Annotated in this window: 15 protein-coding genes and 1 tRNA gene; 8 read left to right on the plus strand and 8 right to left on the minus strand. The window is 33.8% G+C overall.

Features of this window, described 5'->3' with window-relative positions:
* Positions 1-343: 343 nt before the first annotated feature.
* The 3 genes from J3U59_RS11950 to J3U59_RS03770 all read right to left on the minus strand — a co-directional run bounded on the left by J3U59_RS11950 (position 344) and on the right by J3U59_RS03770 (position 3,691).
* Positions 344-1,198, minus strand: coding sequence for a methylated-DNA--[protein]-cysteine S-methyltransferase (locus tag J3U59_RS11950; RefSeq protein WP_323849509.1), 855 nt, complete (start codon positions 1,196-1,198; stop codon positions 344-346).
* Between the two features lie 1,379 nt (positions 1,199-2,577).
* Complete coding sequence (locus J3U59_RS03765; protein ID WP_267333232.1) at positions 2,578-3,171, minus strand: glutathione S-transferase family protein; 594 nt, start codon at positions 3,169-3,171, stop codon at positions 2,578-2,580.
* 432 nt (positions 3,172-3,603) lie between these two features.
* Positions 3,604-3,691 (minus strand) — tRNA-Ser (locus tag J3U59_RS03770).
* Between the two features lie 191 nt (positions 3,692-3,882).
* On the opposite strand from J3U59_RS03770, the gene J3U59_RS03775 reads away from it, so the two are divergent.
* The 6 genes from J3U59_RS03775 to J3U59_RS03800 are packed head-to-tail and all read left to right on the plus strand — an operon-like array spanning position 3,883 to position 7,406.
* Complete coding sequence (locus tag J3U59_RS03775) at positions 3,883-4,200, plus strand: TusE/DsrC/DsvC family sulfur relay protein (protein WP_267333231.1); 318 nt, start codon at positions 3,883-3,885, stop codon at positions 4,198-4,200.
* A 22-nt stretch (positions 4,201-4,222) separates the two neighbouring features.
* Positions 4,223-4,519 carry a cell division protein FtsB gene (gene ftsB / locus J3U59_RS03780; protein ID WP_065632994.1) on the plus strand — a complete coding sequence of 99 codons (297 nt, stop codon included), beginning with the start codon at positions 4,223-4,225 and terminating at the stop codon, positions 4,517-4,519.
* Between the two features lie 11 nt (positions 4,520-4,530).
* Positions 4,531-5,232, plus strand: a complete 702-nt coding sequence (gene ispD, locus J3U59_RS03785) for a 2-C-methyl-D-erythritol 4-phosphate cytidylyltransferase (protein WP_267333230.1) — start codon at positions 4,531-4,533, stop codon at positions 5,230-5,232.
* Positions 5,233-5,240: 8 nt separating this feature from the next.
* Complete coding sequence (gene ispF / locus J3U59_RS03790; protein ID WP_267333229.1) at positions 5,241-5,726, plus strand: 2-C-methyl-D-erythritol 2,4-cyclodiphosphate synthase; 486 nt, start codon at positions 5,241-5,243, stop codon at positions 5,724-5,726.
* 23 nt (positions 5,727-5,749) lie between these two features.
* Positions 5,750-6,772 carry a tRNA pseudouridine(13) synthase TruD gene (truD, locus tag J3U59_RS03795; RefSeq protein WP_267333228.1) on the plus strand — a complete coding sequence of 341 codons (1,023 nt, stop codon included), beginning with the start codon at positions 5,750-5,752 and terminating at the stop codon, positions 6,770-6,772.
* A 4-nt stretch (positions 6,773-6,776) separates the two neighbouring features.
* The gene (locus J3U59_RS03800; RefSeq protein WP_267333227.1) at positions 6,777-7,406 is read left to right on the plus strand and encodes a protein-L-isoaspartate(D-aspartate) O-methyltransferase; all 630 of its coding nucleotides are present in this window, start codon (positions 6,777-6,779) and stop codon (positions 7,404-7,406) included.
* Positions 7,407-7,639: 233 nt separating this feature from the next.
* Here the strand turns inward: J3U59_RS03800 and pnuC are convergent, their stop codons facing one another.
* Together pnuC and nadR are read right to left on the minus strand one after the other, a co-directional pair.
* Positions 7,640-8,329: a nicotinamide riboside transporter PnuC gene (pnuC, locus tag J3U59_RS03805; protein WP_267333226.1), complete on the minus strand. Its 690-nt coding sequence runs from the start codon at positions 8,327-8,329 to the stop codon at positions 7,640-7,642.
* 2 nt (positions 8,330-8,331) lie between these two features.
* Positions 8,332-9,567 carry a multifunctional transcriptional regulator/nicotinamide-nucleotide adenylyltransferase/ribosylnicotinamide kinase NadR gene (nadR, locus tag J3U59_RS03810; protein ID WP_267333225.1) on the minus strand — a complete coding sequence of 412 codons (1,236 nt, stop codon included), beginning with the start codon at positions 9,565-9,567 and terminating at the stop codon, positions 8,332-8,334.
* 241 nt (positions 9,568-9,808) lie between these two features.
* Between nadR and J3U59_RS03815 the strand changes: the two genes are divergently transcribed.
* Positions 9,809-11,410, plus strand: coding sequence for a DUF4139 domain-containing protein (locus J3U59_RS03815; RefSeq protein WP_267333224.1), 1,602 nt, complete (start codon positions 9,809-9,811; stop codon positions 11,408-11,410).
* A 26-nt stretch (positions 11,411-11,436) separates the two neighbouring features.
* Positions 11,437-13,293 (plus strand): exodeoxyribonuclease V subunit alpha, encoded by a 1,857-nt coding sequence (recD, locus tag J3U59_RS03820; RefSeq protein WP_267333223.1) that lies wholly within the window; start codon positions 11,437-11,439, stop codon positions 13,291-13,293.
* A gap of 439 nt (positions 13,294-13,732) precedes the next feature.
* Here recD and J3U59_RS03825 read toward each other — a convergent pair whose 3' ends face one another.
* The 3 genes from J3U59_RS03825 to J3U59_RS03835 are packed head-to-tail and all read right to left on the minus strand — an operon-like array spanning position 13,733 to position 15,892.
* A complete protein-coding gene (locus J3U59_RS03825; RefSeq protein ID WP_065634203.1) occupies positions 13,733-14,458 on the minus strand; it encodes an amino acid ABC transporter ATP-binding protein in 726 nt (241 codons plus the stop codon).
* On the minus strand, positions 14,455-15,156 hold the full coding sequence (locus J3U59_RS03830) for an ABC transporter permease subunit (protein WP_065634202.1): 702 nt from the start codon (positions 15,154-15,156) through the stop codon (positions 14,455-14,457). The genes J3U59_RS03825 and J3U59_RS03830 overlap by 4 nt, the downstream gene beginning before the upstream one ends.
* Before the next feature lies 1 nt (position 15,157).
* Positions 15,158-15,892 carry an amino acid ABC transporter permease gene (locus J3U59_RS03835; RefSeq protein ID WP_065799040.1) on the minus strand — a complete coding sequence of 245 codons (735 nt, stop codon included), beginning with the start codon at positions 15,890-15,892 and terminating at the stop codon, positions 15,158-15,160.
* Positions 15,893-15,970 lie beyond the last annotated feature (78 nt).

Genomic DNA, 15,970 nt, shown 5'->3' on the forward strand with positions numbered 1-15,970 from the left:
TTTTTTTATGAATAATAGGAAATGTTAACCAAAGATAGTTATATGGATATTTATGTTCGATTTAGATTAGGACAATATATATGTTACATTGCTCGTGAATTAGATGTTTTACGCAACAGTGACAAGATGATTATCATTTAATTGTTAATAATTTTATAAAAAATTATTTTTTTCATGAGTATAGTGTCGCCATAAAGTTTTTGGTTTTTATTGAGAACACGTCTCATATCTATTGTACTTTTCAGTCTTGCAATTTAGCTTTCCGTGGATTTTTTATATAACCATTAAACATTATTTGCCTGCCTTTATTCTTTTTGCTAATTCCCAACGATGCTCTTTTTGGTTATTCCCTCCGTTTAGGATCTATTTTAATACCTTCCCAACCGATCATGGCTGCTTTACGGTCACTACCCCAATGGTATTGCCCTAATAATCCTGTCGATTTTATAACTCTATGACAAGGAATTAAGAAGGCCACTGGGTTATCACCAATAGCAGAGCCAACCGCACGATTCGCTTTGGGATTATGTATCTTGTTTGCTATGTTGCTATAAGTTGATAGTTTTCCCATAGGAATGGATAACAAAGCCTGCCACACCTTAAGTTGAAAATCCGTACCTTTAATATGTAGCTTTATTTTAGCTAGTTTTGACCAGTCTTGCGTAAATACGAAGATTACATTTTGTTGAATCTGGTCAGTACATTGTCGATATTGCGCATTAGGATATAGCGCTTTCAATGATTGAAGTGATGACTGTTCATCCTCAACAAAAGCGAGATAACAAATTCCTTTTGTTGTTGATGCAATGATGGTTTCACCAAAAGGGCTATCTATAAAACTATAATTAATTGATAAGTTTTCTCCGTTATTTTTATATTCTCCCGGCGTCATACCTTCAATATCAATAAATAGATCATGCAACCTGCTGGTACTCGACAAGCCTAATTCATAGGTGGCATCCAATAATGAGGCGCTTTCTTCTTTTAGAAGGTTTTTAGCGTGAGTGATACTGATATATCTTAGAAATTGTTTAGGACTTACTCCAGCCCAATTAGAAAACATACGCTGGAAATGATAAGGACTTAAATGTACATGTTCTGCGGCCTGTTCGAGCGTCGGTTGAGATTGATAATTTTCACTCAAATATCCAATGGCTTTTTTTATTCGATCAAAATCTCTCTGTTTTTGTTTATTCACTTTGAATACTCCTTTTCAGCAAACCAATGAAGTTATGAGTGATAGGTACCCTACAGTATCATTAATAAATTGTGCCATATTTTTCTGAGACACAGTTTTAATAAACACTAAAGAAATATCAAACTTGATCAATTTCCAGACAAAAGTATTTTCTCGGTCGAGTCTTCAATGAAGAGAGATAAACGTTATATCTTTCTACTCATTGCCTATTTGAAAATTATCGAATTTGTCTTGGCTCTAGTAATAACGAGCGATGTTTAGTAAAGATAGGCGTATAAATCTTTATTTGCTCTAACTGCAATTACCATTCCTAAGTTATCTTTTATACATGTTGTTTGAATTTTTTTTAGTATTTGACCGTTGATTAGTTTTATTAATCAATACAGTATATTTACTTGTTGATAGCTTATTTGTGTTTTTCTCTATAATACGTATTGATAATAAACAAAATCAGAACGATTAAAAACCCGAATCTTGCTATTAAAATAATTCATTTTATAAAATAAGTAGCAATTGTGGGGCAAACCTTTAATCGTGTCTGTTTCAATCGGATAGCCTACCAATTGGGGTGAGAATTTATTATGTTGGCGTTTATTAGCGAGTATTCTTCTCTTTGATGTTATTGCATAACAGTATACAGATCCAAAAGAGCAGGTGTCATATGTGTCAATATCAATAGATTGTATACATTGGCAAGTTGATCGTTACTTATCATCTTGCTCAACCAATTATAAGCGCTCGGTTATCTTTTCTAGGTGTCTTTTATCAATACGAGATCCATAATATCTATATTGCAAGTTGATAAGTAATTCCTTAGCTCAATTAGAGGTATTTTAATCACTCCTTCTATTTATTATTGAAACGCATTTTAATTTTGCAGTTAACCTCTAATTTTGAATGTTAGACGTAACTTAGGTAATAATATTCCAATATTTAAATCTTCGCTCAGTTAAAATACGAAGGTTTTAGCTGAACATAAATGCCTTGCGCAATTGACATGATTGTAAATATTAGCAAATCACGATAAGAATAATTGTGCTTGCATTAACGATTTAAATTTATGCATTTTCCTTTCCCTAAGCCTTGTTGGTTGACGTGAATTTTCAGCTCGATTATTTGCATATTGATGTGGAATATGGGGTGCGGTTGAAAGTAACGTTTTGATTGGTTTAATATGGTTTTTAAGTTTATCGATAACGATGTCGTTGATAGATTTTACTCGTTTTCATCTTGATAATTTTGCCCCAAATTAGTCAATTGGTAATGGTAAAGTAGTGGTTCATTACTCACTTGCTCACGGCTTAACAAACTCAATTCAGTAAGGGGACTGTTAAAAAACCGCCATAAAGCGGTTAATCAAAATGTAAAATAAATGACAATTAATCATCATTTATTTTATGAGCTTTTAAAAACGCCGGTCTACTCATCGCTTTTTGAAGATAGTTTTCAAGTTTTTTGTCCAACGTAATGCCAAATGCTTTTGCAAACATTAATCGATGAGATAAAAAGATATCTGCTAACGTAAAGGTATCACCAATGAGCCATGCATTTGTGTCTTTTAGTTCTATTCTAGACAAAACATCAATGGTTTGTTTTTTAAAGTAATTGATAAATTCTGGCGATTGCTGATCTTCAGGAGTAAACAGTATCTGTTTAGCAAGGCAAGAAAGTGGCGTTTCTAAGTCAGTAATCGAAAAACTAATTAAAGAATTGATAATAGCCTTTTCTTGTAAATTCGCAGGGTATAACGTATTTTGTTTTTTTTCACAAATATAAAGGCATATGGCCAACGTTTCACTTAATGAAAAACTCCCTTCCATTAAAAATGGTACTTTACCAAAAGGATGAGGTGATTTGACGGCCGCATCATCTGTGTGTATTTTAACCCGTATTGCTTCATAAGGAAGGCCTATTTCTTCCAAAGCCCAGATAACAGTTAAAGATCGTGATCCAGGTGCAGTGTATATTTTCAAGCTTCGTCTCCTATTAATAAATTAAATAATCGGTATTGCGTAAAAGTAAGCATTCATTTTTGGTTTAAGTGATCATTGCTTATCGGAACTCTAGATGATCACTTTATTTAAAAAATAGATTGTATAGTTGTTGCTGGATAAAACAAAATCTTTACTGTTACTTTATTTACTAGTTATCCAAAGACAGATGTAAAACTGAATAAATTTTGTCTTTATCGTCTATAGTTTTTTGGTTTATGCTCAAAAAAGAATGGAATGTGGTTAATTTCTATTTAGCTGGATTATGATTTATATTCGTTTTTATTTATAATAATCTAATATTTTGACGGAGTAATAAATTTAAGGGTTACAATATATCCTGAGGGATGTTTTTGAAGAAAAGCTGTTTATTAAAACTTGAATTGCGACTAATTGAACAATCTTTAGGAAAGATGGCGGAAGCGCAGAGATTCGAACTCTGGGAGGGTCGCCCCTCGCCGGTTTTCAAGACCGGTGCTTTCAACCGCTCAGCCACACTTCCGCAATGGCTGTGAATATTAAAGGAGACTTATGAATTTGTAAATAGCTATTTTCAATTTTTTCATCGTTTGCTTTAAATTTCATCAAATTTGAGGTGAATATTCGTGTCATGATGCTTTTACCATCAAAATAGTGCCATCATTTCTTTAAATGAGTATAATATGATTCAAATAAAACAGCGTGTTTATAAAAATGTTAAGTCAAATACCAACCGATGATAAAGGTTACCTAAAAAATTGGCAGGATTGGAGCGTTGATTTAGTCCCACTCTTAGCAGCTAAAGAGTCGATAGAATTAACCGATGCGCATTGGGAAGTGATATTATTTGTTCGTGATTTTTATTTAGAATATAAAACTTCACCAGCTATTCGAGCATTAGTTAAAGCTATGGAAAAAAAATTTGGCACAGAAAAAGGCAATAGTCGTTATTTGTATAAGTTATTTCCTGATGGTCCGGCAAAACAGGCAACTAAACTTGCAGGTTTACCGAAACCAGTTAAATGTATCTAAATTTAGTGAATAGATAAAACTCATGATTAGATGGAAAGTCCCATTAATTTTATTAGCTGTACTTAGCTATTTGCAATACTCGCTGTGGTATGGCAAAAATAATGTTTATGATTATCAAGATAATGTTCAAATATTGGCAGATCTTCATGAACAAAATGCGCAATTGAAAGACCGTAATGAACAGATGTTTGCCGAAATTAATGATTTGCAGCGTGGTTCGGAAGCGATAGAAGAGCGAGCGCGTAGTCATTTAGGTATGGTCAAGCCCAATGAGTATTTTTATCGAATTATTGTTGATTCAAAAACACAACATCGTTAAGGCATAATGCAGTGAATAGGAATTGTAATATTACGGCCATTGTTCCGGCGGCAGGAATAGGTTGTCGAATGCGTAGCCAATTACCAAAACAATATTTAAAAATTGGCTCAATGACGGTTATCGAGCATACCTTAAATAAGTTATTATCACATCCTAAAATAGCACAAATTATCGTTGTTATTAGCCCTGAAGATGTGATGTTTAACACACTAGCTATTGCTGCGCATGATAAAATAAACGTTACGATAGGCGGTAAAACTCGTGCTGAATCTGTATTAGCAGGTTTACATTTGTTGCAAGATGATGATTGGGCTTTAGTGCACGATGCAGCTAGGCCTTGTGTTCATAATGACGATATTACGCGTTTAATTGATATTGTGTTAAATTCACAGCAAGGCGGCATTTTAGCCACTCGCGTCAGTGATACGATAAAGCGTGCCTATCAAGACAATGATAAAATAATTGAACGTTCAGAAGATAGAACGCATTTATGGGCAGCTGCAACCCCTCAATTATTTACAGCTAAAGTACTCAAATCATGTTTACTTAATGCGTTGAATAATCATATAACTATCACCGATGAAGCTTCTGCTATTGAGTATTGTGGAGGGCATCCTATATTAGTTGAATGTCGCCGAGACAATATAAAAATTACTCAACCTGAGGATTTAGCATTAGCTACTTTTTATTTAACTCATTCAACTTTAAAGTAGGTACCAGTATGAGAATAGGGCATGGATTTGATGTTCATAAATTTGGTGGTGATGGACCAATTACTCTCGCCGGCGTGAAAATTCCTTATCAATATGGTCTGATAGCGCATTCCGATGGCGATGTGGTATTACATGCTATTACCGATGCTTTAATCGGTGCATTAGCGTTAGGTGATATTGGAAAGTTTTTTCCTGATAACGATCCGCAATACTTAGGTATAGACAGTCGCATATTATTAAAAAAAGTTTATAGCACAATACAAGCTAAAGGGTATCAACTGGTTAATTTAGATACCACAATAATTGCACAGGAACCAAAAATGCGCCCCCATATTGATCAAATGCGGATTAATATTGCCGAAGATCTGAATGTTCATTTTGATCAAATTAGTGTTAAAGCAACAACCACTGAACAATTAGGCTTTACTGGGCGTAAAGAAGGCATTGCTTGTGAAGCAGTAGTGTTATTAACTAAAATAGTTAAAGACAATTAAATTGAAAAAAATAGGTAGTATCTGTGTTAGCTGAACTAAATTATTTTTATGGAAAACCCACCACAATTGGCCAGTATAAACAAAAATTTGAAGATTTTGTTGTTACAGAAGATCTTGGTTTTGAGTTGACCAACGATGGTGAACATGTTTTTGTTTTTTTACAAAAACGTGATTGTAATACCATTTTTGTTGCCGAGCAGTTGGCAAAATATGTCGGTATTTCGGCTAAATTTGTGAGTTATGCAGGGTTAAAAGATCGTCAAGCTGTCACTCAACAGTGGTTTAGTTTACATATGCCAGGTCAAGCTACGCCTGATTTTTCGAATTTTAATTTAGATGGATGTAAAATACTAAAAGTAACTCGCCATAATAAGAAATTAAAAATAGGTGCATTAAAAGGCAATTATTTTAATATCAACCTAACATCATTAAGCGATAAATCCGAAATTGAATCAAAATTAGCTTTGATTATACAATTTGGTGTACCAAATTATTTTGGTGAACAACGTTTTGGTCGTGAGCAAAATAATGTTGTTCAAGCAATAAAATGGGCCAATGGTGAAATATCTGTTACTGATCGTAAAAAGCGTAGCTTTTATCTTTCCGCTGCTCGAAGTGCAATTTTTAATAATATTGTCAGCCAACGAATTGCACAGAATTTGCATCAAACAGTGCTTGATGGTGATATATTACAGCTTGCTGGTCGTGGCAGTTGGTTTGTTGCCCAAGCTGAAGAGTTACCCTCTTTACAACAACGTGTACATCAAGGTGAAATCAATATAACAGCACCTATGGTTGGTGATTCGCCATTAGGGACAACATCTGTCGCTTTTGAATTTGAGCAATCTTGTCTACAAAGTTGGTCTAATTTTAACTCATTATTTGCCAAAGAGCGCGTTGAAACAGCAAGACGTTCGATAGTCGTTTATCCATCACAATTGAGTTGGCAATGGTTAGATGATAATAATGTTAATTTGAAATTCTATTTACCATCAGGTTGTTATGCAACAAGCGTGATACGTGAATTGATAATAGGAAGTGAGTAAATACATGCAAAGTTTAAAAATGCAATCTTTAATTAAATTGTTGCGTCAGCAAGGAATCAAAGATGAGCGTGTCTTAACAGCGTTTGCTGCTATTCCTAGGGAGCATTTTGTTGATGAGGCACTTTCTCATCAGGCTTATGATAATCGGTCTTTACCTATTGGTAGTGGGCAAACTATTTCACAACCTTACATTGTCGCCAAAATGACAGAATTATTGAAATTAGAACCCCATTCAAAAGTACTTGAAATTGGAACTGGCTCGGGTTATCAAACGGCGATATTAGCTAAGTTAGTCGATCATGTTTGTTCTGTAGAAAGGATTAAAAGTTTGCAATGGAATACTAAACGGCGTTTAAAACAGTTAGATCTTCACAATATTTCAACGCGTCATGGAAATGGCTGGTTAGGTTGGCCTGAACGAGGTCCTTTTGATGGTATTATTGTTACGGCTGCTGCATCTGAAGTGCCTAGTAAATTACTCGAACAATTAGCCGATAAAGGTCGATTGGTTATACCTGTAGGTAATGAACATAAACAAATTTTGCAGGTTATTGAACGAAACGGTGATAATTTTATTGTCAATAATGTTGGTGATGTTAAGTTTGTTCCGTTAGTAAAAGGTGATATTGAATAACCAAAGCCATCAAATTGATTGATGGCTTTTATTTAATACATTTGGATTGTATTCTAGGCCTTTCTTATTTGTGGCGATCTCAAGTGAGTTTGGTAATTGTTATGTATTACGTTTTATACTAACTATATAATCTATATTTTATAGATTCTTATTTGGGCGTTTTACTTTCCTTTAGTATCCTTTTATTCTAAAACGCGAAATTGAACTTCTATACCTGACTCAAGCGTAACAATTTACTGTTTTTGTTCAGAATGTTTCCATTCACAAATTCCATAAATAGCATTGAACAAATAAATCAGGTATTGAGTTGCAATGATAATATTATTGGTATAAATATTTAAACCAATAACCAAGACATTTAAAATCACCCACAAATACCAATTGAATGAATATCTCATCATCAGTAAAAGTTGAGCCACCACACCTAATCCAAAAATAAAACAGTTTGTAATCAGTTGATATATTGTATTATCTACGCCAATAGCATTTGTTAAATAGACATTAAAAAAGACAGCTATAATCAGAAAAATAAGGGTATATAAAAAAGCTTGCTCACTAAGTGATCGAACTTTGACATGTTGATGACTATCCAGGTTTTTTTGCCAAGTGATTAATCCATAAACATGTGAGCCAAAATAGTAAAAAGTAGGCAAGCCTGCCCCAATATTGCCACCAAGAAAGTTAGCGCAACACTCAGCGACTACAGCTAGCATTCCTAGCACATTCCCTAAGTTTTTGCGTTTAGCTAATAAGATTACACATAACAATCCACAAAATGCACCAGCATACGACACGGCATAACGTAAATTGAAATTATTAAATGGATCTGTATATAAAAAAGCTAAGGTGACACAAAGTACACAGAAGTAAGGATAAAATCGATTACGTCCTATAGTGATAATAAAATTGGCTAATTTATTCATGATTAAGACTCTTCATCGTTAATAAGTTGATTGACTAGTTCAATACAGCGTAAATATCGTTCATCATAGTCAGGTGAATCGATTTGAACATAACTAATATGGTTTTTTTCTAATAATGAGATAAGTAGCTGCTGAAAGTCCTTTCGCTGTTTTGGGCTGCCTAAACTACGTAATCCATCAGCAACCCAAGGGGTGTTATTACCTAACAAAATGACCAGATCAAATCGATAGTTGTTGATCATGGCTTGTAAAAATGGATGCTCTTTACCTTCATATTTTTTGCAAAATGCTTGTGTGGTAATAAAATCAGTATCAATGAACGACACTTTATTGGCATGTTTGATTGCAAAATCGATATATTGTGCATGTCCTAAAGCAATTTTATCGTAATCTGCATATTGCAATGCTCGTTCATCCCCACCAAGTTGAGAAAATACATAATCACGACCATATTCCCAAGCGCTAGTGGTATTAAACATATTGGCTAACTTATTGACTAATGTCGATTTACCACTTGATTCACCACCAAGAATAGCAATAGTTCGTACAAAAAACGGTCTAACTTCAGTTGGAATATATTGCCAATTTTTTAAAGGGGCTTGGCGAATTTGAGTGCCACTAACTTGCATAAATCGGCGTGTAGGATCAATAAGTACGGTATCTAAATCGAATAAATCTTTATACATCGCTACATCTTGTGGTTCACTGGAATAGACACAACTAGGATTAATGCCTTTTTCCTTAAATAACTTTTTAACGCGATCACTCCACTCATTCCAACCATTTGGATATGAAGGAATACCATCTTCTTCTAAAAGCTCAATATGGATATTTTTTTGATATTTAAACGTTTGTAATAACCAACGAATCCGATCGTTAATTGTTGGTTGGCGTGACATTGCACTTTGTTTAAATAGCGCCATATCTCGCATCGTATCGGAACAAAGAATCACATAAAGTTCGTCAACTTGGCTAATAGCTCGTTGAATAAGATAAATATGGCCAGTATGTAGTGGATAAAACTTGCCAAAAATAACGCCTACTTTTTTATGTTTACAATTGGGATCAATTTGCAAATAGTGATGGAGTGATTGTAACTTTTGAGCACTAGGATTTTTGATTTTATCATTAATTAGTTGGCTCAAATAACCTTTGGTCATTTGGCAGGCATCAGCAACTGTTTGTAACGATAAATTTTTGCGTTTTATGGCTGTTTTTAAATAACTAAAACCATTCATATCGCCCCCTTATCTTTTGTTTTTTATCTGAAACAAAATTTACAATATTATAATTAAATGTTCAATATATTAAACAAAAATTTTTCTTGATTTAATGAATTGATTTTAATTTGATAGAAATTCAATCAAAAATAGTAAATACTAGTTAGTCAAATTGATTCATTAGACAATTTTGTTGGTATGGTTAACCGGCTTTATTCTCTTGTTTAGAAGATAAAAATATTGAATAAAAGGAGAAAAAATGAACATATACAAGCTTACTTTTTTTATTGCGTTAGCTTCAAGCAATGTTTTTGCCAATAATGTTTCGTTGAATAAAGTGACAGTTTTTTTACAAGGTGCTGAATTACAAGGTCAGTCAAATGTAACTTTAATAAAAGGTGAAAATGAGATTTTACTAACCAACATTGCTAATAGTGTTAATCCTCATTCCATTAATGTTGGGTTTAGTAATGATGCAAATATTAAAATATTGTCAATCGGCGTTAATAATCAAGATCTCGATAATAATGAAGATAGTGCAGAAATGAAATCTTTATTAGACAAATTACAACAATTACAAAATACCCATGATAGAACAGCAATTGAATTAAGTGCAGTTGACCAGCAAATTGCACTACTAAAAAATAATCGACTTGATCAATTAGTTAAAAGTGATCATGATGATCTTAACAACATGAAAAATGTGTTAGATTTTGTTAAAACCAATTTGGTAACCTTTCTCAATGAACAAAATAAATTACAAAAAGAACTTGCTCAGACAGATACACAAATCGCCGATATTCAAGAAAAAATCGATAACCTTAAAAATGAGTCAACCAATGGTTTAACAAATGTCATTAATGTAAAAGTCTACTCAGATAAAGCAATCACTTTACCAGTGACATTATCTTATGTCATTAATGATGCTGGTTGGTCTCCTGTATATGATATTCGTGTTGCCGATATTAATTCTAACTTGCAATTAACTTATAAAGCGGATATTTATCAAAATAGTGGTTTAGATTGGCAAAATGTCGATTTTAGTTTATCTACATCAAACCCTAAAGAAGGCATAACTGCACCTAAGTTAATGCCTTGGCAAATTGATGTATTTTCTGAAAAAAATGGCCCTTTTTTAGCTAGCAGTGAAAAAAGATATAATGATATTAGTACCACTGCTGTAAAAACCTTAGATCGTCTGGCTTTTGAAAGCGCTTCAGATAATGTGTTGATTGACAATTTGGGTATTAATACTCATTTTAATGTAAAATTACCTTATACGATAAAATCTAACAGTTACGGTAATATACTTACTTTACAAAATAAAGAAGTTCTGGCTCAATATCATTATATTGCTTCGCCAAAATTAAGTAGCAATGTATATTTAGAAGCGCAAATTTCTGATTGGGATAAATTGAATCTTTTACCTGGAAAATCGACAGTATTTTTTAATGGCGATTATCTAGGTGAAAGTTTTATTACAACCAAAGGCGTGAAAGATACACTGGATCTGTCCCTTGGACATGATAAAAATATTTTTATTTCACGCGATAGAAATTTAAATGAAACATCAAAGCCTTCCTTCTTTGGTGATGATATATCGCAAAAATATGCTTACACCATTGATGTTAAAAATAATAAATCGTTACCAATAGATATTGTTATTTACGATCAATTGCCTGTAATTTTAAATAAAATAGTCAAGCTTGAAGATGCAAAATATGACGACGCAATTTATGATAAAGAAAGTGGTTTATTGTCTTGGCAATTAAAATTAAACCCTAAAGAAACTAAAAATCTTAATTTGAGCTTTAAGCTAACTTATCCAAAGGATAAAGTGAGTGAAATTTCAGGGTTATAAACACGATCAGATAAAACGAATAACGTATGCTAACACAGTGGTTAAATCAGTTTAAACAAAATAGTCAAATTAATTTACTCGATATTCATTTAGCCCAGTTTTTAACAAAAAAATCACAGCTAACTGATGATATTGTCGTTAAACGTTTGGCTTTTTTGGTTTTATTGCTCAGTTTTGAGGTAAGAGCGGGGCATGTTTGTTTGGATATTTCCCAAATAAACGAGCAAAACTATGATCCGCAGCTTTGGCGTGATTTAGCTTCCCCCACTTTGCAAGATTGGTTAACCACTATTTTGCAAGCACAAAATAATCAGATAATCAGCGACGGCACGTTGCTTTCACCGCTTGTATTTATTGATAATAGACTCTATTTTCAACGTATGTACCTAGATGAAAAGCAAGTTGCATCTTATTTTAATTATTCCTCATTTGAACAACAATTAGCATCACAGGCTGATTTAATTACGATTTTAGATCAATTATTTACTCAACGATCGGCGTCCATTGATTGGCAAAAAATCGCTGTGGCAGTGGCGTTAACGCGTAAAGTGGCTATTATTTCGGGTGGACCTGGTACCGGTAAAACCACAACAGTGGCTAAAATATTAGCTGGCATTTTGTTAACCAATCCTAATTCTCGCATTGTTGCAACTGCTCCAACGGGGAAAGCTGCATCAAGGTTAACAGAATCACTTAGCCAAGCCATAGCACAATTGCCTGTTAATCAAAAAATTAATATTAAGGCAGAAGCCATTACTTTACATCGTTTATTGGGCGCTAAAGCAGATAATCGTTCATTTCATTATAATAAACAAAATCCTCTTCACGTTGATGTATTGGTGATTGATGAAGCATCAATGGTTGATCTTAATATGATGTCGCGAGTGATTGATGCATTACCCGTTGCGGCACGTTTAATTCTATTAGGAGACAAAGACCAACTTTCATCGGTTGAGGCTGGCGCGGTATTTGGTGATCTTTGCGCTTTTATTGGTAAAGGCTATAGCCCTTCACGCGCCAAGGAGCTAACGCAATTAACCGGTTATGTTGTGCCGAGTGAGCAGAAAGTTGCAACAATTACCGATAGTATATGCTTATTACAAAAAAGTTACCGATTTGATCAAACCTCAGGTATTGGTGTATTGGCTAATGCGGTAAAAGAGGGCAGTGTTAGCAAGGTAAAAGCACTGCTCAGGAATGATGAATTTAATGACATTCATTTCTATAATTTAACATCAAAACAGACCTATCAGTCTATTTTAAATGAAAGTGTTAAACATTATTCAGATTATTTAAAGGCAATAAAGTCTAGTGGTGATAATGATATTATGTCCATTTTAGCTAAGTTTGCCAACTATCGCCTGCTTTGTGCTTTGCGATCAGGAATGTTCGGTGTTAGCGGCTTAAACTCACAAATTGAATCTCTATTAGCTAACCATAAGTTAATTCACATAAAAAATAAAGAAGCATGGTATATCGGCCGTCCTATTATGATTTTACGTAATAGTGCCGCATTAGGGTTATATAATGGTGATATTGGCATAGCCCTACCTGCTGAGCATGATAGTAGTAAATTACGTGTTTATTTTCCTTTTGCTGATGGTTCAATCAAAGGGTTTTCACCCTTCAGGTTACCTGAGCATGAAACGGCTTATGCAATGACTATTCATAAATCACAGGGTTCAGAATTTGATGATGTAAATATTATATTGCCAACTGATTATTCACCATTACTCAATCGCTCTTTACTTTATACTGCAATTACGCGAGCTAAAAAAACTGTATCGATTTATGCCGATACTCAAATTTTAGCGCTTTCCGTCAAAAGTCAAATACATCGTGAAAGTGGGTTAGCTCAACAAATAGAAAATACTTGCCCATAACATAGTGATGGTAACGTTTTTAGTCTAAAAAGTTTGCTAATTGTTTTAGTCAATAATAGCGCTAAGCTGTTTAAGTTCGTAAATATAATTAGCGGGTAGGATAATTTAGGTAGTCTAGACATAGCTTCTGGAATAATTTGTTATGCATTTTTAAAATACCAAATTGATGGTGCATAGTTTATTATTTTCTTAAATCAATCCTTATTTATTGTTAAGCTATTTAGATATATCTCATTACTGGCAATATTTGACTTGCAATGATAACTCATCAATTTTAGTGAAGGTTTTTTGTCAAACTAACTAGATAAAAATAAACGTTGTTAATGCATCATGAAGAATGATTTATCTACATAATTTTTTTTATGTAGATGATAAGCAGTAATCTAGGTAAACAGCACTTGCTATATTAACCAAGTGCTGTTTATTTTTATGATGATAATTAATGAATAATCTTTGCTAAAAAGTCTTTAGCACGATCTGATTGTGGATTAGTAAAGAATTGCTCTTTTGAGGTGTCTTCGATGATCTCACCTGCATCCATAAAGATAACACGATGTGCAACTTTACGAGCAAAGCCCATTTCATGTGTCACTACCATCATAGTCATACCTTCATAAGCTAACTCTACCATAACGTCCAACACTTCATTAACCATTTCAGGATCGAGTGCAGATGTTGGTTCATCAAATAACATAACAATAGGATCCATACAAAGTGCACGGGCAATTGCTACTCGTTGCTGTTGTCCACCAGAAAGCTGAGCAGGGTATTTATCTGCATGCGCCAGTAAACCTACACGTTCTAATAGATTTAAAGCTTTTTCACGCGCCTCTTCATCTGCTCTTCCCAATACTTTGATTTGAGCAAGGGTTAAGTTTTTTAATATTGTTAAATGGGGAAATAATTCAAAATGCTGAAACACCATGCCTACTTTAGATCGAAGTTTAGCTAGGTTGGTCGATTTATCCGTGATTTCTGTGCCATCTATAATAATTTTACCCTTTTGTACAGGTTCTAAACCATTTACAGTTTTAATTAGTGTTGATTTTCCTGAGCCAGATGGGCCACAAACAACGACTACTTCGCCTTTTCCCACTTTTGTTGAGCAGTTCTTTAATACTTGAAATTGTCCATACCATTTTGATACATTTTCTAAGGAGATCATCGATTTATCCCTTTTTTGAAATAATTAACTAAACGTGAAGCAGTAAAACAAATTATAAAATAACTTGCTGCTGCAAAAATAATCATAGAATATTTTACCGTGCCACCTTGCACGTTGCCGATTTGTGTCACACTTGCGCCAAATAAATCAATCAAGCTCATGACATAAACTAAAGATGTATCTTGGAATAAGATAATACCTTGAGTGAGTAATAGCGGTACCATTGATCTAAATGCTTGCGGTAAAATGATTAATCGCATTGCTTGCGCTTTGGTCATACCGAGTGCGTAAGCAGCGTGATATTGGCCTTTAGCGACAGCGTTAATACCTGCGCGAATAATTTCTGAATAGTAAGCTGCTTCAAATAAAGCAAAGGCAATCATTGCTGATACAACGCGAACATCGGCATAAGGTGGTAAGTTAAATACATATTTAATAACTTGCGGAAGCGCTAAATAGAACCATAACAGTACTAAAAGTAGTGGGATGGAACGAAATAAATTCACATAGCATTTAGCAAATATGTTAAGTATTTTGTTATTTGATAAACGCATTAATGCAAGCACTGTTCCCCAAACAATGCCAAAAACGACCGCATTGAGTGTAATTCTTGTGGTCAACCATAAACCACTTAATAAAAGATGATAGTTGTCTGATACTAATGAAGGTATATTAGCAATCCAATCGAATAACTGCATTTTATCCTCCATGATTCATGTTAGGTAAGCGCGTATGTTTTTCAACAATTCGCATAATAGTCAGTACTGCATAATTGATTAACATAAATGCAATAGTGACGCCACAAAGTATCTCCACAATACTATTAGTCGATTCATTAATGCGATCAATTTGACCAATGAGATCGATTAGCCCAATAGTTGACGCCACAGATGAATTTTTAATGATATTCGTCATTTCTGAGGTTAATGGTGGAATTATACGTCTATAAGCATTAGGTAATAGAATGTATATGTATGCTTGACGATTCGTTAATCCAAGTGCGATAGCCGCATAACGTTGACCTTTAGGTAAAGTCTGAATACCTGTTCTTACTTGTTCTGCGATACGTGCTGAAGTAAATAATCCTAAAGCAATTGCTGCTGTGATAAAAGAGCTGACATTTGGCGATAAGCCAGATATAAACCATGTTTTTAAGCTACCTGTTAAAATTTCTGGAAATAACATATACCATAAAAACATCTGTACAAGTAATGGAATATTACGAAACAGCTGAATATAACTTGCCGCAAAGTTATTAAGAAACTTATTGTCAAGTGTTCGGCATATCCCGACCAAAGATCCTAACACAAAGGCAATGATCCAAGCGGTCACAGCTAACGACACTGTCACAAAGATGCCATCTAATAGCCAGTTTAAGTAAATCCCATCACCATAAGGGGTGGGTTCAAAAAATAGTGTCCAATTAAAACTCATAATATATTTAATTCACTAATTTAGGTTATGTACTAAATGTTAATACATTTAGTACATGGATTAGAAAGATAAGAATAG

Origin of the sequence: Gilliamella sp. B3783, assembly GCF_026536125.1 — a bacterium.
In the GTDB taxonomy this organism is placed as follows: domain Bacteria; phylum Pseudomonadota; class Gammaproteobacteria; order Enterobacterales; family Orbaceae; genus Gilliamella.